Annotated in this window: 24 protein-coding genes; 2 read left to right on the plus strand and 22 right to left on the minus strand. The window is 70.5% G+C overall.

The genetic code is table 11. The features are described from left to right. Positions 1-2 precede the first annotated feature (2 nt). The 20 genes from eccCa to ACZ4M5_RS06215 form a co-directional block, all read right to left on the minus strand. On the minus strand, positions 3-3980 hold the full coding sequence (gene eccCa, locus ACZ4M5_RS06120; RefSeq protein WP_467733567.1) for a type VII secretion protein EccCa: 3978 nt from the start codon (positions 3978-3980) through the stop codon (positions 3-5). 51 nt (positions 3981-4031) lie between these two features. Then, positions 4032-5447, minus strand: coding sequence for an AAA family ATPase (locus tag ACZ4M5_RS06125; protein WP_467733569.1), 1416 nt, complete (start codon positions 5445-5447; stop codon positions 4032-4034). A 19-nt stretch (positions 5448-5466) separates the two neighbouring features. Next, positions 5467-6822 carry a type VII secretion integral membrane protein EccD gene (gene eccD, locus ACZ4M5_RS06130; RefSeq protein WP_467733571.1) on the minus strand — a complete coding sequence of 452 codons (1356 nt, stop codon included), beginning with the start codon at positions 6820-6822 and terminating at the stop codon, positions 5467-5469. A gap of 76 nt (positions 6823-6898) precedes the next feature. Next, positions 6899-7210, minus strand: coding sequence for a hypothetical protein (locus tag ACZ4M5_RS06135; protein ID WP_369195646.1), 312 nt, complete (start codon positions 7208-7210; stop codon positions 6899-6901). Positions 7211-7380: 170 nt separating this feature from the next. Continuing rightward, complete coding sequence (locus tag ACZ4M5_RS06140) at positions 7381-7836, minus strand: HD domain-containing protein (RefSeq protein ID WP_467733573.1); 456 nt, start codon at positions 7834-7836, stop codon at positions 7381-7383. A gap of 95 nt (positions 7837-7931) precedes the next feature. After that, the gene (locus ACZ4M5_RS06145) at positions 7932-9206 is read right to left on the minus strand and encodes a DUF6508 domain-containing protein (RefSeq protein ID WP_467733575.1); all 1275 of its coding nucleotides are present in this window, start codon (positions 9204-9206) and stop codon (positions 7932-7934) included. Further along, positions 9199-9603, minus strand: coding sequence for a hypothetical protein (locus ACZ4M5_RS06150; RefSeq protein WP_398110338.1), 405 nt, complete (start codon positions 9601-9603; stop codon positions 9199-9201). The genes ACZ4M5_RS06145 and ACZ4M5_RS06150 overlap by 8 nt, the downstream gene beginning before the upstream one ends. A 48-nt stretch (positions 9604-9651) precedes the next feature. Next, positions 9652-12102: an ADP-ribosyltransferase gene (locus ACZ4M5_RS06155; protein ID WP_467733578.1), complete on the minus strand. Its 2451-nt coding sequence runs from the start codon at positions 12100-12102 to the stop codon at positions 9652-9654. Next, entirely contained in the window at positions 12099-12446 is a 348-nt protein-coding gene (locus ACZ4M5_RS06160) for a DUF6507 family protein (RefSeq protein WP_467733580.1), read from the minus strand. The genes ACZ4M5_RS06155 and ACZ4M5_RS06160 overlap by 4 nt, the downstream gene beginning before the upstream one ends. Positions 12447-12545: 99 nt before the next feature. Beyond that, a complete protein-coding gene (locus tag ACZ4M5_RS06165) occupies positions 12546-12860 on the minus strand; it encodes a pore-forming ESAT-6 family protein (protein WP_369195632.1) in 315 nt (104 codons plus the stop codon). 48 nt (positions 12861-12908) lie between these two features. Continuing rightward, a complete protein-coding gene (locus ACZ4M5_RS06170) occupies positions 12909-13235 on the minus strand; it encodes a hypothetical protein (RefSeq protein WP_369195639.1) in 327 nt (108 codons plus the stop codon). A 225-nt stretch (positions 13236-13460) separates the two neighbouring features. Continuing rightward, positions 13461-13907 carry a hypothetical protein gene (locus tag ACZ4M5_RS06175; protein WP_467733583.1) on the minus strand — a complete coding sequence of 149 codons (447 nt, stop codon included), beginning with the start codon at positions 13905-13907 and terminating at the stop codon, positions 13461-13463. Positions 13908-14155: 248 nt separating this feature from the next. Continuing rightward, positions 14156-14524, minus strand: coding sequence for a toxin-antitoxin system YwqK family antitoxin (locus ACZ4M5_RS06180; RefSeq protein ID WP_467733585.1), 369 nt, complete (start codon positions 14522-14524; stop codon positions 14156-14158). A 4-nt stretch (positions 14525-14528) separates the two neighbouring features. Further along, the gene (locus ACZ4M5_RS06185; protein WP_467733587.1) at positions 14529-14933 is read right to left on the minus strand and encodes a YwqJ-related putative deaminase; all 405 of its coding nucleotides are present in this window, start codon (positions 14931-14933) and stop codon (positions 14529-14531) included. Further along, a complete protein-coding gene (locus ACZ4M5_RS06190) occupies positions 14926-15399 on the minus strand; it encodes an SUKH-3 domain-containing protein (RefSeq protein ID WP_467733589.1) in 474 nt (157 codons plus the stop codon). The genes ACZ4M5_RS06185 and ACZ4M5_RS06190 overlap by 8 nt, the downstream gene beginning before the upstream one ends. Positions 15400-15426: 27 nt before the next feature. After that, on the minus strand, positions 15427-17952 hold the full coding sequence (locus ACZ4M5_RS06195) for a YwqJ-related putative deaminase (protein WP_467733591.1): 2526 nt from the start codon (positions 17950-17952) through the stop codon (positions 15427-15429). Next, on the minus strand, positions 17949-18296 hold the full coding sequence (locus ACZ4M5_RS06200; protein ID WP_467733593.1) for a DUF6507 family protein: 348 nt from the start codon (positions 18294-18296) through the stop codon (positions 17949-17951). Before ACZ4M5_RS06200 ends, ACZ4M5_RS06195 begins: the two co-directional genes overlap by 4 nt. A gap of 101 nt (positions 18297-18397) precedes the next feature. After that, positions 18398-18712, minus strand: a complete 315-nt coding sequence (locus tag ACZ4M5_RS06205) for a pore-forming ESAT-6 family protein (RefSeq protein ID WP_369195632.1) — start codon at positions 18710-18712, stop codon at positions 18398-18400. A 48-nt stretch (positions 18713-18760) separates the two neighbouring features. Beyond that, entirely contained in the window at positions 18761-19087 is a 327-nt protein-coding gene (locus tag ACZ4M5_RS06210; RefSeq protein WP_467733595.1) for a hypothetical protein, read from the minus strand. Between the two features lie 178 nt (positions 19088-19265). Beyond that, positions 19266-20444 carry a PP2C family protein-serine/threonine phosphatase gene (locus ACZ4M5_RS06215; RefSeq protein WP_398110329.1) on the minus strand — a complete coding sequence of 393 codons (1179 nt, stop codon included), beginning with the start codon at positions 20442-20444 and terminating at the stop codon, positions 19266-19268. A 162-nt stretch (positions 20445-20606) separates the two neighbouring features. Here ACZ4M5_RS06215 and ACZ4M5_RS06220 point away from each other — a divergent pair, with 162 nt between their 5' ends. After that, positions 20607-21860: a GNAT family N-acetyltransferase gene (locus ACZ4M5_RS06220; RefSeq protein WP_467733597.1), complete on the plus strand. Its 1254-nt coding sequence runs from the start codon at positions 20607-20609 to the stop codon at positions 21858-21860. A 31-nt stretch (positions 21861-21891) separates the two neighbouring features. On the opposite strand, the gene ACZ4M5_RS06225 is transcribed toward ACZ4M5_RS06220, so the two are convergent. Together ACZ4M5_RS06225 and ACZ4M5_RS06230 are read right to left on the minus strand one after the other, a co-directional pair. Then, positions 21892-22701, minus strand: a complete 810-nt coding sequence (locus ACZ4M5_RS06225) for an Fpg/Nei family DNA glycosylase (RefSeq protein WP_467733599.1) — start codon at positions 22699-22701, stop codon at positions 21892-21894. 319 nt (positions 22702-23020) lie between these two features. Then, positions 23021-23506 (minus strand): ribose-5-phosphate isomerase, encoded by a 486-nt coding sequence (locus ACZ4M5_RS06230; RefSeq protein WP_467733601.1) that lies wholly within the window; start codon positions 23504-23506, stop codon positions 23021-23023. 276 nt (positions 23507-23782) lie between these two features. Here ACZ4M5_RS06230 and ACZ4M5_RS06235 point away from each other — a divergent pair, with 276 nt between their 5' ends. Then, positions 23783-25273, plus strand: a complete 1491-nt coding sequence (locus tag ACZ4M5_RS06235) for an amino acid permease (protein ID WP_467733603.1) — start codon at positions 23783-23785, stop codon at positions 25271-25273. Positions 25274-25543 lie beyond the last annotated feature (270 nt).

The raw sequence follows: 25543 nt of genomic DNA on the forward strand, positions 1-25543 counted from the left end.
GTTTACCTCGTCCCCTCGTAGACGGTCTGGATGAGCCGGCTCGGTTCGCCCCTGCGGACCAGCACGCCGCGGCCGGGCGGCTGGTGGCTCGCGTACACGTTCGAGAAGAGCTGTCCCTCGCTGCGGTCCCCCGCCATGACCAGCGCGGAGGCGCCGGACTCGCGCAGGCTCTGCATCAGCGGCTCGTACAGGCCGCGTGAGGCGCCCGCGACCCGGCGGGTGAGGACGAAGTGCAGGCCGATGTCGACGGCCGAGGGGATGTACGGCACGAAGGGCGCCAGGGGTTGCTGGCCCGCAGTGGTGAGCACGTCGTAGTCGTCGACGAGGATCACGATGCGCGGGCCGGAGAAGCTGCCCGGTTCCAGGTCGGCGTTGTCGGCGGTCTCGTCGGGCAGCCGCTTGTCCAGCTCGGAGGCGATGCCGGCGGCCAGCCCGGCGCACAGCTTGGCGTTGTACGCGTAGCCGCCCCGGTACTCCTCCGGGACGACTCCGCGCAGTCCGCGGCGCGGGTCGAACACGCCGAAGACCAGCTCGTCGTCGCCGTAGCGCTCGATCAGGCTCCGGGCGATCACCTTCAGCAGGTTGGTCTTGCCGCACTCGCTGTCGCCCATGATCAGCAGGTGCTGGTCGCGGTGGAACAGATCGACCAGGACGGGCGCGAGCTGCGTCTGGTCCAGGCCGATGGGCACGCGCCGCGGTTCGGCGGCGGGGCCGGGCAGTTGGCGGGCCTCCAGGACGTGCGGCAGGACGCGCACGGGCTGGGCGACCTCGCCGGTCCAGGTCGCGCGGATCGCCCGGGCGGTGGTCTCCAGTACGGCGCCGAGGTCAGCGGTGTCGGCGGCACCGTCGGTGCGGGGCAGGGCGACCTGGGCGAAGAGCTTGCGGTCGATGAGGACGCGGCCCTTCTCCTCGGGCGAGAGGGTCTCGCCGAGCTTGCGGTCGATGCTGGACTCGCTCGGGTCGTTCAGGCGCAGTTCCACCCGGGTGCCGAACTGGGACTGGGTGGCGATGCGCACGTCGTTCCAGCGGAGCATGCCGGCGACGACGTGGATGCCGTAGCCGCTGCCCCGCTTGAGGATGTCCACGACCGGGTCGTCGAGGTCCTCGAAGTCGTCGCGCAGGGCGCCGAACCCGTCGATGAGCAACACGATCTCGGTGCTGGCCAGTTCGGGCAGGCGGCCGGCGGTGCGCAGGGCGCGCAGCTGCTCCAGCGAGTCGATGTTGTGGATGCGGAAGAGTTCCTCGCGCTGGTCGAGCATGGCGCGCACCGAGTCGATGGTGCGGGCGGCGCGCTCCCGGTCGGCCCGGCCCGCGATGCCGCCGACGTGCGGCAGCCCGGACAGGGCCTGCAGTCCGCCGCCGACCAGGTCGAGGCCGTAGACCCCGACCTCCTGCGGGGTGTGGGTGAGGGCCAGGGAGAGGGCGAGCGTGCGCAGGAGGGTGGTCTTGCCGGACTGGGGGCCGCCGATGATCGCGGCGTGGCCGCCGGCCAGCGTGAGGTCCAGGTACCACTGGCCCTGCCACTGCTTGGTCGGGTCGTCGAGGACGCCCAGCGGCACCTGGAGCGGGCCGCGGCGCTTGGCGAGCTGCATGCCGCGCGGACCGACCTGGACGGGGCCGGCGACCTTGTCCAGCGGGACCGCCGAGGGCAGCGGGGGCAGCCAGATCTGGCGGACCGGGCGGGCACCGGCGCGCTCCAGCTGGTCGATCATCATGCCCATCTCGGTGGGGCCGGTCTCCCGGCGCCGCATCTGCGGCTCCTCCGGGGAGGCGGCGTCCTCCTGGCCGAGCGTGTTGTACGCGTCGTACTCCAGCACCAGCGGCCCGGTGTCCTCCTCGCTCTCGCGCCGGACGGGGCCGCGGTAGGCGCCGGAGACGTAGCCGGCCTTGAACCGCTCGTAGTGGCTGGTGTCGACCTTGAGGTAGCCGAAGCCGGGCAGCGGGGGCAGGTGGAAGGCGTCGGTGGTGTCCAGGACCGTGCGGGACTCGTCCGGGGAGAAGGTGCGCAGGCCCAGCCGGTACGACAGGTAGGTCTCCAGGCCCTTCAGCTTGCCGGCCTCGATGCGCTGGCTGGACAGCAGCAGATGCACGCCGATGGACCGGCCGATGCGGCCGATGGACAGGAACAGGTCGATGAAGTCCGGCTTGGCGGTGAGGAGTTCACCGAACTCGTCGATCACGACGAACAGGTGCGGCAGCGGCTCCAGGTCGGGGCGCTTCTCGGCGCGCAGCGCGGCGTAGTGGCCGATGTCGGCGACGTTGCCGGCGTCCTTGAGGACCTGCTGGCGGCGCTTGACCTCGCCCGCCAGGGAGGCGTGGACGCGCTCGACCAGGCCGGCCTGGTTCTCCAGGTTGGTGATGACGCCGGAGACGTGCGGCAGGTTCGCGAACGGGGCGAAGGTGGCGCCGCCCTTGTAGTCGACGAGGACCAGGGCGAGGTCCTCCGGCGGGTGGGTGGCGACCAGGGCGAGGACGAGGGTGCGCAGCAGCTCGGACTTGCCGGAGCCGGTGGCGCCGACGCACAGGCCGTGCGGGCCCATGCCCAGCTCGGAGGACTCCTTCAGGTCGAGCAGCACCGGTTCCTTGGCGTCGCTCACGCCGATCGGCACGCGCAGGAACGCCCGTTCGCCCCGGGGCGCCCACAGCCGGCTCAGATCGAGCCCGGCGACGTCGTCGATGCCGAGCAGTTCGGCGAAGTCGACCGGGCCGGTCAGGGGCGCGTCGACCATCGACTCCGCGGACAGGCGCAGCGGGGCCAGCATCCGGGCCAGGCCCTCGGCGAAGGGGGCGCCTATGTCGTCGACGGTGCCGTGCGCGCTGATCGGCTCCTTCTCGCGCAGGTCCTCGATGAGGACGCGTTCGCCGTCGACCGTGATGCGCACGCCCACGCTGCCGGGCTCCTGCACGCGCTGGTCGAGCAGGTGCAGCACGGTGACGCTCATGTCGCGCAGGCCGACCGCGTCGTCGGGGCGCGGCAGGTCGACGGCGTCGCCGCCGTGCGCGTCCGCCACGACGAGCAGCCGCGAGGACATGGCCAGGGCGTCCTTGTCGGACAGGCCGCGCCGGACCTCGGCGGCGTAGGAGGCGCGGCGGCGCAGTTCGCCGCCGATCTGCCGGGCCAGCTGCGGCAGCGAGGGGGCGATGCGGCGGGCCGCGACCGGGCCGTCGAACTGCTCGGAGTCGAGCAGGTGCGGCAGCCACTTGGCCCAGGCCCAGTCGACGATGCGGTCGCCGGGCACGGCCAGGGCCATGGCCACGTCGTCGGGCGCGTGGGTGGCGGCGGCCTGCGCGACGAGTGCGCGGGCGACGCGGAGCGTGTCCTCGCGCCGGCCGATGACGGTGACGTTGCCGACGCGGTCGAGGGGGACGGTGAGCGGCAGTTCGGTGCCGTTGCCGAAGCGGGCGACGAGGGCGGAGGCCTCGTTCAGCATGAACTCGTCGGGCGGGGTGAGCACGGAGGATCCGGGCGGGTCCACCTTGAGGTCGCGCACGGGCATCTCGCCGGTTCCGACGCGCACCCGCAGGAAGTCGGCGTCCAGGCGGCGCCGCTCCCACAGCCGGGCGGGGTCGCGCACGATGTCGTACAGCGCGTCCGGCGGCGGGTTGAGCACCTGGGTGCTCTCGCGCCGCTCGCGCTCCTCCCCGGACAACTCCTCGCGCAGGTCCTCCAGATAGGCCAGGTAGGCCTCGCGCTGGGTGCGGCGGGTGCGCTGGGCCTTGCCGCGCTGGGAGAAGACCAGGACGAGCGAGCCGACGATGGTGACGACGAGGATGATCGCGCCGAGGCCGGCGAACTGGCTGTTGCGCACGACCGTCATCATCACGACGGAGGACATGACGCCCGCGACGGGCAGCAGCGAGGTCGCGATCGACCCCGTCTTGCCGTCGGGCAGGTTGGGCGGCGCCTCGATGGAGCGCGGTTCGGGTGCGGCCGGCGGGCGGGTGGTGCGGGCCGGCCGGTGGATCAGTCGGGTGCTCATCGTCGTCGCCTCGTCCTGTGAGTCCTCGGGTTCCCTTCGTGCAGGGCGGGTTCAGCGGCGCCGGTGGGAGAGCTGGAAGGCCTGGGCCGCCAGGCGGGCGGCGGCCTGCCGGGTGCCGCGCGCCAGCAGTTCGGTGCGGATGGTGCCGCCGGCCGCCAGGTGCCGGTCGTAGGGCAGGACGCACACGCTCGCCCCGGTCGCCTTCAGCTGCTCGGCCGCCTTGTCCAGGTCGACGCCGGTGTGCGGCGCGGTCTCGGTGAGCACGACGACGGTGGAGGTGGTGATGTCCCGGGGCAGGCCGCGCATCCACTCCAGGACCGCGTGCGTGCTGGCGACCCCCTCCAGCGTCGCCGGCACCGTCAGGATCCGTGCCTGGGCGGCGGACAGGGCGGTACGGGCGACCTCGGCGGGCAGCGTCTCGCAGTCGGCGACCGTGACGCCGAAGTAGCGGCGCATCGACACCATGATCCGCTCGTAGCCCTTGGTGTCGAGCATCGCCCCGACCTGCCCCTGACTGCCGGGCAACAGCCAGGCGTTCTCGGGCAGTTGGACGAGGTAACCGGTGATGTCCAAAAGCGTCATCTGCGGTTCGAGGACGTCGGCGAGGTCACCGGTGGTCCACCGCAGGTTCTCCGCGCCGAGCCGCAACGGCAGTGAGCCGAGCGCCGGGTCGGCCTCGACGACCAGCACGGGGTCCTGGCGGTAGTGGGCGTACGTGGTGGCCAGCAGCGCGGCCACGGTCGTCTTGCCGGAGCCGCCGCGGATGCTGGTCACGGCTATCTGACGGCCGGTGGTCACCGGCTGCTGGAGCGTCTCGGCGGTCGCGGTGGTCTCGGCGACCTCCCGGGACGCCGAGGAGGCGAGGGTACGGCGGACCGCGCGCACGGCCCGGGCCGCGAACGACTCCCCGCGCCGGGGGCCCTTGCCCGCGCCCAGCAGCTTCTTGTCGACCACCGGCCGGCTGTCGGGGGCGGTGCGGGAGGAACGGGCCCGGGGGGCGGGGGCCTGCTCGGCGTACTGCACCGGCCGTTGCTGCTGCTGCGGGGCGTACTGCTGCTGCGGCGTGTGCCCGGGGTGGGGCTGTTGCGGGGCCGCGTACTGCCCGGCGTACGGCTGCGGGGGCTGGGCGTGCTGCTGACGGGCCGGAGCGGGCTGTTGGGGGTGCTGCGGCTGCTGCGGGTAGCCGTAGGCGGGGGGCCGGCCCTGGGCGTGCGGGTCGGCCTGGAGGGCGGCCGGCGGTTGCTGCTGAGGGGGCACCTGCTGGGACGGCTGCTGCTGCGCTGGCGGTTGCTGCGGGGAGGCCTGTTGCGGTGCGGGCGGTTGCTGGGGGGAGGCCTGTTGCGGTGCGGGCGGCTGCTGAGGTGCCGGCGCCTGCTGCTGCTCGTCCGGTTGCGCGGCACGCTGCTGGGGCGTGCCGCCCCGCAGGTCGCGCAGCACGTCGTTCTGCCAGTTGTCGCCGCTCGGCATGTCGCCCTTCTCTCCTGCCTCAGAACTTGTTGAGCAACTGCCCGTAGATGCCGAACGCCCCGATGGCGAGCGGGAACAGCGTGATCACGCCGAGTGACTCGACCAGGTCGGCGCTCCTGCGCAGCCGCACCCGGACGTGGTCGGGCGGTTCGACGCCGAGCACCAGCAGCGGCAGCAGCGCCGCGGCGCCCAGCAGCACCAGCGCTCCGACGCCCCCGGTGTGGTCCAGCCACAGCACGGCGAGGCGGACGACGAGCACCGCCGCCGCCGCGAACAGCGCCACCACCTCGGCGACCAGCGGGAACGCCCGCGCCCGGGACAGCAGCACCACGGCCACGACGGAGGCGAGGGCCACCGTCCAGACCGACGGCTCCTTCGCGGTGGTCAGCATCCAGCCGCCGGCGGCGGCCGAGGCCGCGGTGACGACGGTGGCGAGGGCGAGTCCGCGATGGGTGGCGGCCAGGGCGTTGCCGACCTGGTGGCGGCTCACCGACGTGCCGGTGGAACGTTTGTCGTCGAGCGCGGTGAGTCCGGAGGCCATCAGCGCGAACCGGGGCAGCAGCCCGAGCAGGACGATGGAGAACACGGCCATCACGGCGCCGATCCGGTCCGTCCGGTCCTGGAGCAGGGCGACGCCCTCCCACACCAGGGTGACCGTGACGATCGCCCCGGCCCCGATGAGCCCGCCCCGGCCCAACGGGGAGCAGTAGGCCAGCAGTACGAGGGTGATGACGAGCGCGGCCGTGATCCCGGCCAGCCGGGCCGTGCCGCCCCAGCCGTACGCGTCGGCGGCCGTCCACGCCGTGAGCAGGCCGAGCCCGCCGGCGGCCAGCAGCAGCGCGGTCGCCAGGCCCTGGTTGCCCGCGCCGATCTTCGCGGTGGCCGCACCGGCGAGCAGGAAGACGACGGTGACGACGGCGAGTGCCGTCGTGACGGCCTCCAGGGAGAACTCCCGGCGGGCCAGCACGGCGGCGGCGACCGTGAAGACCACGGTCGCCACGCCGGCGCTCACCCGGCGGGCCGCCGGACGCCAGCGCCAGGTCCGCAGGTCCAGGTCGTCCGCGACCTGGTCGGTGACGTCGTGCACGACCGGCGCCGGAGGCGCGGCGTGGGCACGGACGAGCCGGAGCACGGCACCGTCGGGCACTTCGGCCGACGACAGCGTCGCGTCATGGGGCAGCGCCGAGCCGTCGGAGGTGATCAACTGCCGGGTGGTGGGCCGGGTGGCCGCACGGTCGTCCAGCAACTGGAGTATGTCGGGGAGCAGTTGGCCGATCGGGGTGTCCGACGGCAGAACGAGGTCGGCTCGTCGTCGTTCGCCGATCAGGGTGACCCGGCTCAGCTGGGTCCGAGACGTCGTTGCTGCGCTCACCACTCACCGGAACCTATCATCGCGTCGTTGAGGGCCCGTCCGCGTCCCGGACGCCTGGCGTAGGCCGCACACAGCCCGTTCACTGCTTCTCCGCACCCTTGCCGCCGGCACCGCTCGCGGAGGCGCCGGGGGCCGGGTCGTACATCTGCTCCTGCTGCTGCCGCTGCTTCTTCTCCTCCGCCTTCTGCTTGGCCAGCGTGGCCTGGAGGAAGGACCAGCCGATGCAGCCGGCGCACAGGACGGCAGCGATCGCGATGCCCGCGAAGAGTTTGCCGAACCGTTCGTCCGCCGTACGCCGGGAGCGCTGGGCGCCGAAGAGCAGCGCGTCGCGCATCCGGCGCCGGCGCACCGCCACCGACTCCAGCAGCTGGCTGTCGTAGTCCCGTGCCATTCAGTCGTCCTGTGCTCGTCGATGCGTCCTGTGCCGCGTGCGGGTTGTGGTGCGTGCGTCTTGTGGTCCGTGCGTGCTGTGTCGTGCCGGTTGACCTTCGTGCGTGCTGTGGTGCGTGCGTGCTGTGTCGTGCCGGTTGACCTTCGTGCGTGCTGTGCTGTGCCGGCCGGTCAGTCGTCCGGGCCGAGGCCGAGGTGCTCGCGCATGTCGGCGTACTTCCGCGTGAGCCGCCGGGCGGTGGCCGGGTCGAGGACGGCGAGGCGAGCGGGGTCCGCGTTGTGCGCGAGATCGGCCGTCTTCACCAGCCGGGCGCCCGGCGTGGCCAGGATCCGGCGCGCGTACGCCTCCGGCTCCTCCCCCGGCCGCTTGGTCATGGCCCGTACGACGTCCTTGGTGTACTGCGTCAGAGCCGCCGCGTCGAGCCAGTCCTCGCCGAGGACGCCGTCCTCCAGAGCGTCGTGCAGCCAGGCGGCGGCGACCAGCCGGTCGTCCCCGCCGCGTGCGCGCACCCCTGCGGCGACGGCCGCCAGGTGCTCCGCGTACGGGCGACCCGCCTTGTCGGTCTGCCCGGCGTGGGCTGCGCGAGCGACGGTCTCGACCTCGGCGACACTCATTGTCTGCGGCATGCCGACCCCCCTAGCTACGCCTCCGCAACATAAGACATGGACGCGCCAGGAGTACAACCGGGGTGCAGCGGTCCCGGCGAGTCCCCCCAGGGCGTTCACATCCCTCGGGACAGCCCCGTCACGGCCAGGAACAGCACCCACAGCACGGGGATCAGGGCGATGTAGGCGCGGGGCCTGCGGCGCACCGGCACCCCCGGGTCGTAGCGGGGCCCGAGGGTTCCCGGGCCCGGCGCGGGGAGCCGCTTGACCTTCCGCACGGCCAGGACGTTGCGGATCAGCGTGAGCGGCGCGAACAGGAAGAGGGACAGCGGGCTCCACCATCCCCAGGTGAGGGTGTGGGCGGTCAGCGCCCGGTACACCGCCAGCCCGCACGTCAGGCACATGGGGCCGTCGGTCCGACGGAAACCGAGGAGCAGGACGAGACCGCGGTGGGCGCGGAAGGCCACGTCCACGGCGGGAGAACCTCCGCAGAACCTGCACATGAGGAGGGCGGGGTCCGGCAGTTCGGCGGGGGGTGCGACCGCCGGCGGACCGGCCATCTCTGGGGCCGGGGCGGTCGGCTCCCGGTCCGCCGCGTAAGAGTCCGCCGGGTCCGGGTCCGGGTGCGCGTACCAGGCGCGCAGCGAGGTGGCGACGGCGTCCAGGAGGCCGTCGTTCAAGGCGTGGTCGATGATCCCGTCGCAGAACTTCTCCCCGCGCACGACCGCGGTGGCGGCCCGCACGGCGTCGGCGGGCCGCAGTGCGCCGTCCGGTCCGGGCGTGGGGACGGGGTTGTCCATCCACCGGTGCTCGGGGGTGACGGCACCGACGCGGTGAAGGGCTCCCACGGCCCGGTGGACGCCCGCGCTGTACTTGGGGAACGGCACGTGGATCGCCCCGCTGGGCGACTTCTGCCCGCCGCCCCACTGCACGTCGCGGTCCTCGTCCGTGAGCGCGTCGAAGGCGTCGGCGAGCTCCCGCCACGCCTCCGTGTCCGCGCGGTCGAGCTGTGCGAGCAGGCGGCGGTCGTCGGCCGGGGTGACGGTCCGGGCGAGTTCCTCCACGGCCGCGGCGTCGACGGCCCCGGTGACGGGGCCCACGCCGGGTTCGCGGCTGAGCAGGTGCAGGACGCCGAGGGGGGTCAGCCCACGCTCCCGGGCCTCGCGCACCTTGCGGTACCACTCGGTTCCGAGCTCGTAGGCCCTGCGGCTGCTCGCCGCGCGGCTGATCCACTCGACGTCGCCGGCTTGATCGCCGGCCCACGCATATCCGACGATCTCGCCGTCGTCGGGGGCGGTGACGGCGACGTACCGCACGGCCCCGGTCGCGGTGCCCGCCGGGGCGGGCGGGCGTCCCCGCGCGGAGCCGTCACCGGGTGCTTCGCTAGGCATCCTTGGCGAGGGCCTCGACAGCGGCGGCACTCGGGGCGTCGGCGAGGGAGCCGGGCAGCGGACGGGTCCTGCCACGCGGCTCGGCCTCGGCGTACAGCTCGGCGAGGGTCTGCGTCGGGCGGAGACCGCGCTCCTTGCCGTCACGCAGCCGGCTGATCCAGGCGATGCCCGCGTTCACGGCGCGGGGGCCGCCTGCCTGACGCGGCTCGTAGGCGGCGGCGTCGTCCTCGTCACCGGCCCAGAGGTATCCGAGAGCCGTGCCGCTCTCCTTGTCCACCACGGTGAAGTACCGCACCGGCTTCTCGGTCCAGTCCCGGTACCGCGCCGGCCCGCCCGGCTTCTCACGGAACTGCAGGTCCTCCTCGAAGCGCGAGGGCACCGGCTGCTCACTGCTCATGGGTTCATCCTCCTTGAGTCGCCCGTCGCGTCCGCGACAGTGACGCGGCTACGACCCGGCCTTCGGCACGACCTGGCAGTAGACCTGCCACTTCCCGGCCTCGTCCTGGAAGACCCGCGTCACCTTGTATTCCACACCACGGGCGAGCAGGAGCTCCCGCTCCCCCTTGTTCACGGAGATGTGGTCGATCCAGAGGGCAGGCGTGCCCTGCGGCACCCGCAGGTGCAGGTGGACGGGCTGATAGGCGAAGGCCGGGTCCTTGCCGAGGGACGTGGACATGTACCCGAGCTCGTCGTAGACGTTGCCCTGCATCTCGAGCGGTGACCGCAGGTTGAGGTAGCTCACGTCGGTGCCCCGGACGACCATGATGTCCTCGGGCACCGGGCGCGAGCCCATGACCCGGTCCATGTTGTCGACGAGATCCGCGACGGGGCGTTCCAGGGGTACGTCGACGTTCCGCAGCTGACCGTTGATGTTCTGGTAGTAGAAGCTGCTGTACCTCTCCAGGGCGCCCCTGGCCTCGGGATCCAGGTTGTCGAGGTGGTCGTTCCAGTACGCGTCGCCGTACTCCTGGCCCGCCCTGTTGCTGGTGCTGGGGTACGGGTTGGTCCCCCGCTCCAGCTCGGCGGTGGCCACCGCGTGCCGCTCGGCGTCGGTGGCCAGGTCGGCGAAGTCCTCCGCGGACATGGTCGGCCGGTACTCGAACGGCTCCCCGGCCGCGCCGCCCGGCACGTCCACGCCCTGGTGCCCGGCACCGACGGGAGCATCGGTGCCGTGGGGTACACCGGCGTCGCCGGCGTCGGCATGCTCACCGGCGTGCGCTGCGTCGTCCGCGTGCTGCCCGGCATCGGCGTCACCGTGATCGCCGCCGTGGGAGACGTCGTCGGCGTGCCCGTGCCCGGCACCGTGCCCGGCGTCGTCCGCGTGCCCGGCTCCCGGGAAGTCGTGGCCGCCGGGGTGCGTGTGCGGCGTGGTCGTCGGCGAGGTGTCGTAGGAGGACGGCGACGGCGCGTGGTCGTACGCGGACGGGGCCGGTGACGGGTCGAAGGCTCCGCCCGGGGCGTGGAGCGGAGCGGTGGGCGGTGCGTGGTGGTACGCACCGCCGGCCGTGTTGTCCACGGTGTGCGCGACGCCGTCCGTCCCGGCGTGCACCCCGGCGTACGAGGGCGTGGGAGAACCGTGCGTCGTCCAGTGAGCGGGAAGCGTCGGCGTGGTGCTGTGCGGGACGGTGGGAGTCGCGCCGTGCGGCGCGGGAGTCGTACCGTGCGGCGCCGGAGTCGCACCGATCGTGCCGTCCGGGGCGACGAGGTTGCCGTTCGGGGTGAGTTGGTGGCCGTCGGGCAGATGGACCGAGCCGTCGGGCAGCGTGGGGATGTCGATGTTGCCGACTCCGCGCAGGCCCTTGGTGATGTCGCCGATCTTCGACAGACCCGCCCCGGCGCCCTTGGCGATGTACGTCATCGGGTCGATCACCCGGCCCGCCTTGCCCGCCACCGACAACGCCTTCGCCACCGCACCGGCCTTGCCCGCACCCGACGCCGCAGCCCCCGCACCACCCGTGAACACCGTCGTCACGACATTGAAGGTGACCGCACCCGCGGCACGGGCGGGGTTCTTGCCCCACTCGTCCCACGCCACCAGCGCCTTGCCCGTCTCCTTCATCGCGGTGCGCGAATCACGGATCCAGGACGGCAACTTGTCGTCCGGCAGCGCCCAGAACGCCGTCGCCACACCCGGGATCGCCGACAGGGCCAGCCCCGTCGCCAACTGCGCCAGGCCCTTCCACGCCTGGCCCATCGCCTCCCAGCCACCGAAACCGACCAGCGTGCCCAGGCCCTTGATCGTGCCCCAGATGCCGTCCACGATCAGCCCGTCCCACACGAAGGACTTCACCCAGTGGCCGACCTCGTACCAGTGGTGCTTCTCCTCCACCGGGTCACCCCAGGGAAGCTTCGCGTTCTTCAAATCCTCCGCGTTGAACCCGTACTGGTTCTCCTTCTCGGAGCCGTCCCCGGCCACCATCTGGGTACCGCCCCACAGGGCAGTGATCTTGTTGTGGCAGGTGCGCTCCGCCGCCCAGAACGCCGCCACCGTCGCGGTGATGTCGTCCCGCAGCTTGTTGTGCTCACCGACCTTGTCCTCGTCGTACTCCCACTCGTCGTCGTCCTTGACGGACTCGACGAAGGTGTGGGCCTTGGTCTTCAGCTCCTTGAGCTTCGTCACCAGGGGCCGGATTTCGGTGGCGTAGGACGAGAGCGCCCCCGACACCGTCTCCAGGTCGTCGGCGAACGCGTCCGCCTTGTCCTTGACCGGCTTGGTCGTGGCGAACAACTGCTCCGCCTCCGGAGCGGAGTAATACGCCGACAAGCCCTGGAAACGGGAGTGGATGTCCCCACCGGCACTGCGAACGTGGCCGGCGTCCTTCTTCAGGTCGGCGTGGTCGCTTTCCAACTGCTCCAGATCACCCGTGAACTGCGGGATCTTCTCCGGCTGGATCACTTCTTGCCCACTCCCGGCAGATCCACCACCGGCGCCTTCAGCGTGTTGCGCTGCGCCTCGGCCGCCATCTCCTGATCACCGTTCAGATAGGCCGTGGTCGCATCCACCACACCCTGCAACGACTTGCCCGCACGCGCCGCGACGAACTTCAGATCCTTCGTCGCGTGCTCCGCCCACTGCGACAACGCCAAGGCCACCAGACCGCCCTGGGCCTTCTCGCCGCCCTCACCGCCACCCTCCGCGGAGACGGTGCCCGCACTGGTCGCCGCCGACGTCAGATGCTTCCCGAAGGCCGTCGCGTACTTCTCCAGCTTCGCAGCCTCCTCACCCGTCGACTTCAGCACCTGAGAAATACCCTGAGGCTTCAAATCCCAGCCGGGCACCGCAAACCCCCGTCACTCACTACCCGCCACCACTTCAACGACTCGCCGAAGACAGCCTGTTCAGCCGATATTGTCGACAGCCGCCTTCGCCCGCTGCAACGTCGACTGCGCCGTACCGTCGTTCTTCTCCAGCGTCGTCTTCAGCAAGTGGATGATGTTCTTCACCTCTTGCGAGGCGTTGTTCCACCGCTTCTCCTTGCCGTGGTACTCATCCGCCACACCGTCCGCCGTGAAGTCCGCCATCGCCGCCTTCACCTGCCGATCACGCTCCGCGATCAACGACTCCAGCCGACCGATCACCGTCTGGATGTTCGACTGAGCGTCCGTCGACGCACCCACGTCATACGACCGACGATCCGCACCCGCGCCTGCCATCACACACCACTCCCCGAATGAAAGAACCCAGTTGACCGGTCAGACGTCTCAGCGGAAACGCGCGGCGTCGAAATTCGCCGCGGACATCTGCTGACGCGCGTTGTCACCCTGCTCCTGATCACCCGAGGAGAACGCGCCGTCCATCCCCGACTGACCACCCAGGATCGCCGACAACGACGAATTCAGATCCGACGCGATCCGATCCGCCCGCGTCTTGAACTGGTCGAACATCACCCGGCCCGAACCGTTGAACTTCCCCTCCAGCGGCTGCGCCGCCGCCACCAACTGCCGGACCAGACCACCCAGATCGTCCGTCGAACCACGCGTGTCCCGCTGCAACGACGACAACGTCTGCGCACCCATGTCGAACTTCATCTACTGACTCGCCTCCCCCGTACGGGCCGTCGGACCACCGCGCATGGCGGCCCGAAGTCTCTCCGCCATCTCTATCAACGCGGCCGACGCGGTGGGTATCGGGGGTCCCGAGCAGTCACAGAAGCACCACAAATCCGCCACGCAGACGGCCGACAGGGGTCGGAGCGGACGCCGGCGACCAAGCCGCGGCACGGGAACGGGCGCGCCTGCACTCGTCCCTCGTGGTCAGGACGGTCGGAGTCGGTCGGTGAGGTCCGGGCCTCGGCCGTCCGTGACGACTGGTTCGTCGACCCCGTATCCCACAGCTCTGCCGAAGCCGGTCTGCTCACCGGGTTCAGGAGGTGCACCCAGCAGGTCCTCAAGGTCTCCCAGCGCTGCGGCAAGACGTGGGGCGTTCTGCTGATGCACTTCGGGGTGCGGATCGCCACGGAAGTCGAACGGGCCCCAGATGTCGTGGTAGACGGACACGTCGGCGGAGAGCCCCAAGGGCTCCGGGTAAACGGTCAGTTCCACGAGCCGGTCCTCGCGGCGTGCCCTTCCTTGTTCGTCGAACCAGATGCCCGGGCCCGCCACGAGTAGATCGCCGCCCACCGCATCCGGGAACCCGGAGGGATGCATGCCCTGGATGCGCCGAAGGGTTTCTTCACCATCGAGCGGGCCCGTCAGCTGCAACCGCGTCACCGCGGGGGCGGGCCCCGCCCGTTCCGGGGATGAACCATGGCCATTCCACACTGCGCGGTTCCAGCAAGTCATGCTGCCGCAGCACGGCGACCATCTTCGAAGCGGTCACCAGTGCCGAGCGCAACCCGGGCGGCGCGTAGTCCTCCAGGTCCCAGAACCAGGACGCGCACTCTCGGGGTGCGCGCATGAGCATGGGCACGGGTCTTCTCCGAGCTGGGCGGCATCTTGGACCAGGACCCTCACGCGTCCTTGCGCCACATGCGGGTCGGCCGGCCCTGTTCGTCCCACGCGTGGTCTTCCAGGAGGGCCATCCCGTTCTCCGCGAAGACCCGCCTCGAGGCGAGCACACCGTTGGCATGCCATTCCTTGAACTCACCCACAGGCAGCCCCCTTCGCGGGGCCCCTTCCGAACGGAGACTGCCGTCCTGGTACCACTCACGAGACGGTCCGTCCCTGTAGCCGTCGACGTAGGTGTCGAGGCTGATGAGGCTCTCGCCGAAGTGCTCTGTCACCTTGCCGGTGAATGGCTCGCCGCCGTAGTACAACCGCTCCGAGTTGTCCATGTCGACCTCGGGGTCGTCGATGTCGATGGACCCACTGAGTGCCAACGACTCACGCACTTTCCTGGGAGAGGCCTACGACCTTGACCCCGAGTGTCGAAAGAAGTTCTGCGCAGACAACGCACGGCGCTACGGGTTTGCCATGGTCAGGATTTCCTGGCTCACGCACCATACGGGACATCATGATAGCCCCGGCAAAGTGAGGTGCCGCGTCAGTGATGGTGCCGGTTCCAGCATCGGCGCGTGCCCCGTCAATCCTCCACAGTTGGTCGGATACGAGAACAGCCTCGGCGCACCGTCCGCTGAATGTCGCCTGCTGATGGCTTGGCAGAGACCTGATAAACGTCCACACCGCTGGATGCAGGCTTGCCCCACTGTCACCAATAAGGCTGGTGTGACTGACGATGGTCCCATCGATAAGCAGCGATGACGCGACTGCAGGGAACCTCTCAGGCAAAATAATCCTCCGCGTCTGGGGCTTCTACAGCGTTCAGAAAGCGCAAAAATGCGTCGTTCTCGTCTGCTCCGAGGAAGTATCCTCCGGTGTGGTGGAGGTGGAACCAACGCCCTTCCTCATCCACAAGGATAAGCCCTCGCTCGGACTCCTCATAGCCCACCGGGAAGAGACCCACACCAAGCCCGCCCGCCAGCTCTGCAATCACGGCCGCATCCCCCTCGTACCCGATGGTTGGCTTCATCAGCCAAGTCTCATCCGTTCGCGGATGAGGGAGTCTAAGCGAGCCAAATGCGTGAATCACTGCAGCCGCCGCCGGAGAGGGGGTCAAGGGATATCCCTGCCGAACTGAGTCCTCCATGCGCACCTGGATGAGCTCTGCTGCACTCGTACCGATGTCACGGCCGGGATTCCAGCCGTTCGCGGTCAGCCACGTCAGCACTTCCGGTGCCCACTGATCAAAAACCATGCTTTATCCGTTCTACGAGCTGAGCCGTCAAGAATGCACACGGATTCCCAATTGAGGCAAAACATGTTTGCATGTATTGCAGGGCGGAAGGAAATCGTTGTGCAAGGATACGACTTGGCCCGTCTGACGGTCGACGACATCGTTGATCTGCCGCGTGTGCATGACAGCGCCCTCGAGGGCGGTTCGTGCGTCATGGACATTCCGAACCGCAGTCCCCCTCGGATCCAGTTGGTGAAGCCGGTCACTGATGAGGGACACCTCGGCACACTTCCCATGCCCCAGGCCTGTCTTCGACCCACTGGCCGCTGCTCGAGCACTAATGTCGTTCAAAATCTCCCGCAACACCGGATGAGTGTTCGGCAGTTTTTGCCCATGCATTTTAGTAGTGCTGGTGTGCACCGTTACGACGTTGTCATGCAAGAGACTGCCGGCACACCCAGATTCAAGGCGGTTGCTACCCGCTGGCGCAGCACCGGGTTGCGCACTTCGCGCTTCATCTGCAAGAGCGACGGCCTCGCTCTCCAGGACCGCCAGTTGCTGTTCGGGGGCTAGGTGACTGACATCGAGAGCCGGCCGTCGATAGTGCCGCATCTGGTCTGCGCTTTGCCCGTGCCACCCCGGTGGAGGGTCGATCGGGTTTCCGTGTACCGGATGCCCAGCGTCATTGCCGCCTGGCGGCGGCGGCGTGTCACCCGTGCCACCGTGGTGCTCCACGTCGGCCGTGCCACCTCCGTGGGATGAATCATCACTGTGGTGATTCGGCATTACATCTTCGCCGTGCGACGTCGAAGTATCCCGCGGCCCATCGGGCAACTCCTGACCGGCGTTCGGCTCAGGAAGCCGGTTGTCGGCTTGGTGACCAGGAAGATGATCTCCTGCACCGTCAACCGGCGCTTTGCTTCCAGCATGCGCGGTGGGTACGTCGCCTCCGGCATGGACTGCCGGGGTGGTGGCCGGGTTGTCCGTGGCCCGGCCGACGTCGCCCAGGTTGGTGTCGAGGCTGTCGCCCAGGCGTACGTGCTGGCCGGCCTGCTCCGCGCTGCGGGTGCCCGCACCGGTCAGGGCCGGCTGCCGGTCCGGGGAGTCCACCCGGGGGTTGTCCGCACCGGAGGTGGGACGGTCCGGCTTGCCCGGCTGGTCGACGACGTCGGCGGGGCCGTCGGCGGACTGCTGCAGCACGTTGCCGCGCTCGTCCAGCAGGTTGCCGTCCGGGTCGTAGTAGCGGGCCGGAGCACCGTCCTCCGTGGGCAGCCGCGTCGTGCCCTCCGGGAGGACCGGCACGTCGTCCGGCAGACGCACCGTGCCGTCCGGCAGCTTCGTCGCACCGTCGGGGATCGCCGCACCCTCGGGCCACTGCACCGTGCCATCGGCAAGCTTCACACTGCCCTCGGGCAGCGTCAGCGCGTTCTCCGGCAGCGTGGGGATGTCGATGGCACCGACTCCGCGCAGGCCCTTGGTGATGTCGCCGATCTTCGACAGACCCGCGCCAGCGCCCTTGGCGATGTACGTCATCGGGTCGATGACCCGGCCCGCCTTGCCCGCCACCGACAACGCCTTCGCCACCGCACCGGCCTTGCCCGCACCCGACGCCGCAGCCCCCGCACCACCCGTGAACACCGTCGTCACCACGTTGAAGGTGACCGCACCCGCGGCGCGGGCGGGGTTCTTGCCCCACTCGTCCCACGCCACCAGCGCCTTGCCCGTCTCCTTCATCGCGGTGCGCGAATCACGGATCCAGGACGGCAACTTGTCGTCCGGCAGCGCCCAGAACGCCGTCGCCACACCCGGGATCGCCGACAGGGCAAGCCCCGTCGCCAACTGCGCCAGCCCCTTCCAGGCCTGGCCCATCGCCTCCCAGCCACCGAAACCGACCAGCGTGCCCAAGCCCTTGATCGTGCCCCAGATGCCGTCCACGATCAGCCCGTCCCACACGAACGACTTCACCCAGTGGCCGACCTCGTACCAATGGTGCTTCTCCTCCACCGGGTCACCCCAGGGAAGCTTCGCGTTCTTCAAGTCCTCCGCGTTGAACCCGTACTGGTTCGCCTTGTCCGAGCCGTCCCCGGCCACCATCTGCGCCCCGCCGGGGAACAGTGCGGTGATCTTGTTGTGGCAGGTGCGCTCCGCCGCCCAGAACGCCGCCACCGTCGCGGTGATGTCGTCCCGCAGCTTGTTGTGCTCACCGACCTTGTCCTCGTCGTACTCCCACTCGTCGTCGTCCTTCACCGACGACACGAACGCCGCCGCGTCCGCCTTCAACTGCTTCAGCTTCGCCACCAGCGGACGCACCTCGGTGGCATACGACGACAACGCCCCCGACACCGTCTCCAAGTCGTCCGCGAACGCATCCGCCCGGTCCTTCACCGGCTTCGTCGTCGCGAACAACTGCTCCGCCTCCGGCGCGGTGTAGTACGCCGACAGACCCTGGAACCGGGAGTGGATGTCCCCACCGGCACCCCGGACAGCACCCGCGTCCTTCTTCAGGGCCGCATAGTCGGACTCCAGCTGCTCCAGATCACCCGTGAACTGCGGGATCTTCTCCGGCTGGATCACTTCTTGCCCACTTCCGGCAGATCCACCACCGGCGCCTTCAGTGTGTTGCGCTGCGCCTCGGCCGCCATCTCCTGATCACCGTTCAGATAGGCCGTGGTCGCGTCAACCACACCCTGCAACGACTTGCCCGCACGCGCCGCGACGAACTTCAGATCCTTCGTCGCGTGCTCCGCCCACTGCGACAACGCCAAGGCCACCAGACCGCCCTGGGCCTTCTCGCCGCCCTCACCGCCACCCTCCGCGGAGACGGTGCCCGCACTGGTCGCCGCCGACGTCAGATGCTTCCCGAAGGCCGTCGCGTACTTCTCCAGCTTCGCAGCCTCCTCACCCGTCGACTTCAGCACCTGAGAAATACCCTGAGGCTTCAAATCCCAGCCGGGCACCGCAAACCCCCGTCACTCACTACCGGCTCAACACGTTCAACGACACCACAACAACGGTCGTGTCAGCCGATGTTGTCGACAGCCGCCTTCGCCCGCTGCAACGTCGACTGCGCCGTACCGTCGTTCTTCTCCAGCGTCGTCTTCAGCAGGTGGATGATGTTCTTCACCTCTTGCGAGGCGTTGTTCCACCGCTTCTCCTTGCCGTGGTACTCATCCGCCACGCCATCCGCGGTGAAGTCCGCCATCGCCGCCTTCACCTGCCGATCACGCTCCGCGATCAACGACTCCAGCCGACCGATCACGGTCTGGATGTTCGACTGAGCGTCCGTCGACGCACCCACGTCATACGACCGACGATCCGCACCCGCGCCTGCCATCACACACCACTCCCCGAATGAAAGAACCCAGTTGACCGGACAGACGTCTCAGCGGAAACGCGCGGCGTCGAAATTCGCCGCGGACATCTGCTGACGCGCGTTGTCACCCTGCTCCTGATCACCCGAGGAGAACGCACCGTCCATCCCCGACTGACCACCCAGGATCGCCGACAACGACGAGTTCAGATCGGAGGCGATGCGATCCGCCCGCGTCTTGAACTGGTCGAACATCACCCGGCCCGAACCGTTGAACTTCCCCTCCAGCGGCTGCGCCGCCGCCACCAACTGCCGGACCAGACCACCCAGATCGTCCGTCGAACCACGCGTGTCCCGGTGCAACGACGACAGCGTCTGCGCACCCATGTCGAACTTCATCTACTGACTCGCCTCCCCCGTGTGGGCTACCTCGGCGACCGATCCCCGGCCGGCCTCACGTCTCCCTACCATCTCTACCAACACCGTAGTTGCCCGTGCAATCGAGGTTCGAGTCGCTTACAGAAGTGGCACAGAACCATGACCGAGCCGTGGGAGGGGCTCCGCCGGGCGCCGTGCGTCAGCGGGTCGCCGCCGCCGTCGGCCCTTCCCGGCAGATCAGCAGCAGGGCGCGGTCGTCGTTGACGTCCTTGGCGACCGCCTCGATGAGGTGCCAGGCCGCGCCGTGGAAGCCGCCGGCGACATAGCGGTCGGCCTCGCCGGTGAGACGGTCGATGCCCTCGACGATGTCGCGGTCGGAGGTCTCCACCAGGCCGTCCGTGAACAGCATCAGGACGTCACCGGGCCGTAGCGAGCCCTTCACCGGGTCGAACTGGGCGCCGTCGTAGACGCCGAGCAGGGGGCCCTCGGCGGCCTTCTCCTCCCAGCGGCCGCTGCCCGCGCTGAGCTGGAGGCCCGGCGGATGGCCCGCCGAGTACAGCTCGTAGTCGCCGGAGTCCAGGTCGAGGACCAGGTGGATGGAGGTGGCGAAGCCCTCGTCCCAGTCCTGGCGGAGCAGGTAGCCGTTCGCGGCCGGGAGGAAGGCGTGCGGCGGGAGGGAGCCCAGGAGGCCGCCGAACGCGCCGGAGAGCAGCAGGGCGCGCGAGCCCGCGTCCATGCCCTTGCCGGAGACGTCGGTGAGGACGACCTCCAGGGTCCGGCCGCCGTTGGTGCGGGCGGCCACCACGAAGTCGCCGGAGAAGGACTGGCCGCCCGCCGGGCGCAGGGCCATCTCGCGGTGCCAGCCGTCGGGCAGGCCGGGCAGCTTGCTCTGCACCCGGATCCGCTCGCGCAGGTCGAACAGCATGGTGCCGCCGCGGCGCCAGGGCACGCCGACCCGGCTGCGGAACTGGGCGAGCAGGAGCCCGAAGAAGCCGCAGGCCGCGACGACGAGCACGGTGCCGGGGGTGACCCGGGACGGGCCCTCGGTGTAGGGGCCGAGCTGCACCGACTCCACGATCAGTGCCGTGGCGGCGGCCGCGTACAGGCCGAGCAGGCTGGCCGGGCGCAGCAGCAGTCCGCCCACGACGACCGGCAGGACCAGGGCGGCCGGGGAGAACCACACCGCGTTGCCCAGGGTGGCGGCCGCGATCAGTGGGACGGTCAGGAGCAGGCCGGCCAGGGCGATCCAGTCCGAGCCGTCGCCGCGGAAGTAGTCCACGGCGGCTCGGCGCACGCCGACGCGGACCCGGTGCCACTGCTTCTTCAACCGGGCCGTGAACGTGTCGGCTTCCGACCGCCGCTCTCGTCCTGATGCCATTAGTTCGGGACCCTATCCATCGGACCAGCCCCTTGGCACGGGAGGTCCCACTTGTCCCCCGTCCGAGGGCCGACTTCACAGTGAACTTCACCGTGCGCCCGTGCGCCGCCGCCGGGGAGAAATTCCCTCGCTCGTCCCGCATTGCCCTGGTAGGCATGGCCCATGGCGACTGATGTGAACGGCTCTTCGGCCGACCCCCGGGTATTGCAGCGGGATGAATGGGACCAGTGGTACAACGCCCTGCTCCGGGGCTTCGGCGGGGTGCCGGAGGCCGCCGAGGAGCGGGAGCTGTGGAACGCGCTGACCCGGTTCGACCGTTCACTGGGCGTCTGGGACGGCGACGAGTGCGTGGGGACGGCCGGGGCGTTCGCCTTCCGGCTCACCGTGCCCGGCGGCGCCCCGGTGCGGGCGGCCGGCGTCACGATGGTGAGTGTCGCGGCCACGCACCGCCGGCGCGGAGTGCTGACGTCGATGATGCGGCGGCAGCTGGACGACGTGCGCGCCTGGGGCGAGCCGCTGGCCGTGCTCACGGCGTCCGAGCCGGCGATCTACGGCCGGTTCGGTTACGGGGCGGCCACCTTCCACCTGGCCGCCGAGATCGACACGACCCGGGTGCGCCTGTCGGTGCCGGACGGGACGGACGCCCTGCGGGTGCGCTTCGCGGCTCCGGCCGACGTCCTCGACGTGTGCGAGGCGCTGTACGCCCGGCTGGTCCCCACGCGGCCCGGGCTCCTCGCGCGGCAGCCCGGCTGGGAGCGGCTGGGGGTGCTCGACCCGGAGAGCGAGCGGGGCGGGGCGTCACCGTTGCAGTGCGTGCTCGCCGAGCGGGACAGGGAGACGGTCGGGTACGCGCGCTACCGCGTGAAGCCGGAGTGGGAGACCGCCGGGCCGAACGGCACGGTCGTACTGGAGGACCTGGTCGCGCTGGACCCGGCGGCGGACGCGGCGTTGTGGCGGTTCCTGTTCGGGATCGACCTGACCTCGAAGATCACCCTGCGCGGACGTCCGGTGGACGACCCCTGGCAGTACATGGTGTCCGACATACGGCGGTGCCTGCCGCGGCTGCGGGACTCGTTGTACGTGCGGCCGGTGGAGGTCGGGGCGGCGCTCCAGGCGCGGACGTACCAGGCGCCGGTGGACGTGGTGTTCGAGGTCGAGGACGCGTTCTGCCCGTGGAACGCCGGGCGCTGGCGGCTGAGCGGCGACCAGAAGGGGGCGTCCTGCGAGCGCACCCGGGATACGGCCGATCTCGCCCTGTCGGTGCGTGAGTTGGGGTCCGCCTACCTCGGGGGGGTGTCGCTGACGGCGCTGGCCGCGGCGGGGCGGGTGCGCGAACTGCGGCAGGGTGCGCTGGCGGAGGCGTCGGTGGCGTTCGGCAGCGGGGGTCCGGCCCCGTGGCTGCCCCACGGGTTCTGAGGCGGGGCGGGCCCCCGGCCCGAGGCCCCGGTCAGGGGCGCTGGCAGGTGGGGCACCAGAAGAGGTTGCGGGCGGCGAGGTCGGCGGTGCGGATCTCGCCGCCGCAGACGTGGCAGGGCAGGTTCGCCCGGCGGTAGACGTACACCTCGCCGCCGTGGTCGTCCACGCGGGGCGGGCGGCCCATCGCTTGCGGGGTGTGCTCGGGGCGGACCGTGTCGATGCGGTTGTTGCGGACGCCCTCGTGCATGAGGGCGACGAGGTCGTCCCAGATGGCCCGCCACTCGGCCGGCCCGATGTCCTTGCCGGGACGGTAGGGGTCGATCCGGTGCCGGAAGAGGACCTCGGCGCGGTAGACGTTGCCGACACCCGCGATGACCTTCTGGTCCATGAGCAGCGCGGCGATCGTCGTACGGCTGCGGGAGACGCGCCGGTACGCCGCGTCCGGGTCGGCGTCGTCGCGCAGCGGGTCGGGTCCGAGGCGGTCGTGTATCGCCTGCTTCTCCGGGGGCGTGATCAGGGCGCAGGTGGTGGGGCCCCGGAGGTCGACGCAGGCCGTGTCGTTCTCCAGGCGCAGGCGGACGGTGTCGGTGGGGGGCGGCGCGGGCGCCGGGCCGAAGGTGACCTTGCCGAAGAGGCCGAGGTGGATGTGCACCCACCGCGTTTCGCCGAAGCGGAGGAAGAGGTGCTTGCCGTGGGCTTCCGTGGCGGTGAGCCGGGTGCCCGTGAGGAGCGCGGCAGCCGGGGCGAACTTGCCCTGCGGGCTGGTGACCTCGGGTGCGCTGCCGAGGAAGGCCGTGGCGTAGTCCTGGGCCAGGCGGTGAATGGTGTGGCCTTCCGGCACGGGGTTCGTCCTCCGGCGGGCGTCTGTCCGGCCCGGGCCGCGGCACGGGCGCGTGGCGGTCGTCGTCGGGCACGGCGGTGGGTCGTCGGGTGCGGCGGTCGTCGTCGGGCACGGCGGTCGTCGTCGCGCGCGGCGGTGGGATCGGGTGCGGCGGTGGTCGTCCAGTGCGGCCGCGGGCCCCGCGGCCGCACTGGAGATCGGCGGCGGGTGCGGCCGCAGCCGCGTGTCACGGCGCACGCCGGGTGACGCTGCGGACACCGCTGCGGCCCGGGGAACGCTCGGAGGCGCGATCCCCGGGCCGTCGGCCGGCTGGGCGGTGCTACGACTGCGGGTGGTGCGGCGGGATCGGCGGCAGGTCGCCGCTGGTCTCGTACGCGGAGAGCATGTCGATGCGGCGGATGTGGCGCTCGTCACCGGAGAACGGGGTGCCGAGGAACGTCTCGACGAACTTCGTCGCCTCGTCCTGCGAGTGCATACGGGCGCCGACGGCCACGACGTTGGCGTTGTTGTGCTGGCGGCCCAGGGCCGCCGTCTCCTCGCTCCAGGCGAGGGCCGCGCGCACGCCCTCGACCTTGTTCGCCGCGATCTGCTCGCCGTTTCCGGAGCCGCCGATGACGATGCCGAGCGAGTCGGGGTCGGCGGCCGTGCGCTCCGCCGCGCGGAGGCAGAAGGGCGGGTAGTCGTCCTGGGCGTCGTAGATGTGCGGGCCGCAGTCCACGGGGTCGTGCCCCGCCGCCTTCAGCCAGTCGACGAGGTGGTTCTTGAGTTCGTAGCCCGCATGGTCCGAGCCGAGGTACACGCGCATGGCACGAGTGTGACACGGGTGACGCGGGGCAGGCGCGCGGGGTGGTGCTCGGGAAAACCCGGCTCGAATGTGAAATGGATTACGGAACCTCAGGAAAACCTCAAGTAACAATCTGGATTCAAAGGTTCTCCTATCCGTTCGCCTCCGATTCACTGGACCGGCTCGTACGCCGCTCGTATGAGCCCCGCACCACCGTCAGGCCGCGGCACACCCCGTTCGCAGGCGTGCGCGGTGCCGTGCGACGTACCACTCCCCGGCGCAAAGGAAATCCGTTCCATGACCTCGCAGCCGACGACGAAGACCACCGAGAAGGACCGTGAAGGACCCGGGGAACCCGGGGCGCACGGTTCCGGACTCCAGGCCGGGCTGAAGAACCGGCACCTGTCGATGATCGCCATCGGCGGTGTCATCGGCGCCGGGCTCTTCGTCGGGTCCAGCTCCGGTATCGCCACCGCCGGTCCCGGCATCCTGCTGTCCTACGCCCTCGTCGGCACGCTCGTGGTGCTGGTGATGCGGATGCTCGGCGAGATGTCGGCCGCCAACCCCACCTCGGGCTCCTTCTCCGCCCACGCGGACCGGGCGCTCGGCTCGTGGGCCGGCTTCTCCATCGGCTGGCTGTACTGGTTCTTCTGGGTCGTCGTGCTCGCGGTCGAGGCGACCGCCGGCGCGGTGATCCTGGAGGGCTGGATACCGGCCGTCCCGCAGTGGGCCTGGGCCCTGATCGTGATGATCGTGCTGACCGCCACCAACCTGGTCTCCGTCGGCTCCTACGGCGAGTTCGAGTTCTGGTTCGCGGGCATCAAGGTCGTCGCCATCGGCGCGTTCATCGTCATCGGCGGTCTCGCCGTGTTCGGCGTGCTGCCGGGTGTCGACAGCGACCAGGCCGGATTCGGCAACCTCACCGAGCACGGCGGTTTCCTGCCCCACGGGGCCGGAGCGATCCTCACCGGTGTGCTGCTCGTCGTCTTCTCCTTCATGGGCAGCGAGATCGCCACCCTGGCCGCCGGTGAGTCGGAGAACCCGCAGCAGGCCGTCACCAAGGCCACCAACAGCATCATCTGGCGTGTCGCCGTCTTCTACCTCGGCTCGATCCTGGTCGTGGTCTCCCTGCTGCCGTGGGACAGCAAGTCCATCACCGAGGACGGCTCGTACGTCGCCGCGCTCGACTCCCTCGGCATCGCGCACGCCGGTCAGATCATGAACTTCATCGTGCTGACCTCGGTGCTGTCCTGCCTCAACTCCGGCCTGTACACCGCCTCCCGCATGGCCTTCTCGCTCGGCCAGCGCGGGGACGCGCCGAAGGCCTTCGCCCGTACGACGTCCAACGGCGTGCCGCGCACCGCGATCCTCGCGTCCGTGGCGTTCGGCTTCGTCGCCGTGTTCTTCAACTACAAGTTCCCGGACTCCGTCTTCCTGTTCCTGGTGAACTCCAGCGGTGCGGTCGCCCTGTTCGTGTGGCTGGTGATCTGCTTCTCCCAGCTGCGCATGCGCAGGATCATCCAGGCCGAGGCGCCGGAGAAGCTCGTCGTGAAGATGTGGCTGTACCCGTACCTGACCTGGGCCACGGCCGCGCTGATCGTGTTCATCCTCGGCTACATGCTCACCGACACCGAGCACGACGGGCGCACCACCATCTCGCTGTCGCTGCTGGTGGCGGCGGTGGTGCTCGTCATCGCCTTCGTGAAGCAGAAGGTGCGGGGCGGCCGCCGCCCGGCCGACGCGGCCGCGGCCCCCGCCGACCGGCGCGACGAGGTCTCGGCCGGCTGAGCCGCACGGCCGCCCGCCGTTCCGGCTGAACCGAAGGGCCTGTGCCGCGTGCTGTTCCCGCACGCGGCACAGGCCCTTCGTCGTGCCGCCCGCCGCGGCTGCTAACAGCACGGTCGAAACCGTCCCCGACCTGCTCGCCCGACCTCCTTCCGCACGCCCGCGGGGGCGTGGACGGGCAGGGCCTGTGCCGCGACGGCGGAGTCGTACGAGGCGCCGGCCCAGCCCGTCGGGCGCGGCCAACCCCCTGCCCGACGCCCGGCCGCCGTGACG

It is taken from the genome of Streptomyces sp. NPDC026246 (assembly GCF_055567995.1).

What these genes read in the sequence shown, in the direction of transcription:
- ACZ4M5_RS06230 (WP_467733601.1), bottom strand. Translation starts at nt 23,506, where the DNA reads ATGCGCGTGTACCTCGGCTCGGACCATGCGGGCTACGAACTCAAGAAC.
- ACZ4M5_RS06150 (WP_398110338.1), bottom strand. Translation starts at nt 9,603, where the DNA reads ATGAGCAGTGAGCAGCCGGTGCCCTCGCGCTTCGAGGAGGACCTGCAG.
- ACZ4M5_RS06170 (WP_369195639.1), bottom strand. Translation starts at nt 13,235, where the DNA reads ATGAAGTTCGACATGGGTGCGCAGACGTTGTCGTCGTTGCAGCGGGAC.
- ACZ4M5_RS06125 (WP_467733569.1), bottom strand. Translation starts at nt 5,447, where the DNA reads ATGCCGAGCGGCGACAACTGGCAGAACGACGTGCTGCGCGACCTGCGG.
- ACZ4M5_RS06215 (WP_398110329.1), bottom strand. Translation starts at nt 20,444, where the DNA reads ATGGCATCAGGACGAGAGCGGCGGTCGGAAGCCGACACGTTCACGGCC.
- ACZ4M5_RS06145 (WP_467733575.1), bottom strand. Translation starts at nt 9,206, where the DNA reads ATGCCTAGCGAAGCACCCGGTGACGGCTCCGCGCGGGGACGCCCGCCC.
- eccCa (WP_467733567.1), bottom strand. Translation starts at nt 3,980, where the DNA reads ATGAGCACCCGACTGATCCACCGGCCGGCCCGCACCACCCGCCCGCCG.
- ACZ4M5_RS06235 (WP_467733603.1), top strand. Translation starts at nt 23,783, where the DNA reads ATGACCTCGCAGCCGACGACGAAGACCACCGAGAAGGACCGTGAAGGA.
- ACZ4M5_RS06205 (WP_369195632.1), bottom strand. Translation starts at nt 18,712, where the DNA reads ATGGCAGGCGCGGGTGCGGATCGTCGGTCGTATGACGTGGGTGCGTCG.
- ACZ4M5_RS06140 (WP_467733573.1), bottom strand. Translation starts at nt 7,836, where the DNA reads ATGCCGCAGACAATGAGTGTCGCCGAGGTCGAGACCGTCGCTCGCGCA.
- ACZ4M5_RS06210 (WP_467733595.1), bottom strand. Translation starts at nt 19,087, where the DNA reads ATGAAGTTCGACATGGGTGCGCAGACGCTGTCGTCGTTGCACCGGGAC.
- ACZ4M5_RS06135 (WP_369195646.1), bottom strand. Translation starts at nt 7,210, where the DNA reads ATGGCACGGGACTACGACAGCCAGCTGCTGGAGTCGGTGGCGGTGCGC.
- ACZ4M5_RS06190 (WP_467733589.1), bottom strand. Translation starts at nt 15,399, where the DNA reads ATGGTTTTTGATCAGTGGGCACCGGAAGTGCTGACGTGGCTGACCGCG.
- ACZ4M5_RS06165 (WP_369195632.1), bottom strand. Translation starts at nt 12,860, where the DNA reads ATGGCAGGCGCGGGTGCGGATCGTCGGTCGTATGACGTGGGTGCGTCG.
- ACZ4M5_RS06220 (WP_467733597.1), top strand. Translation starts at nt 20,607, where the DNA reads ATGGCGACTGATGTGAACGGCTCTTCGGCCGACCCCCGGGTATTGCAG.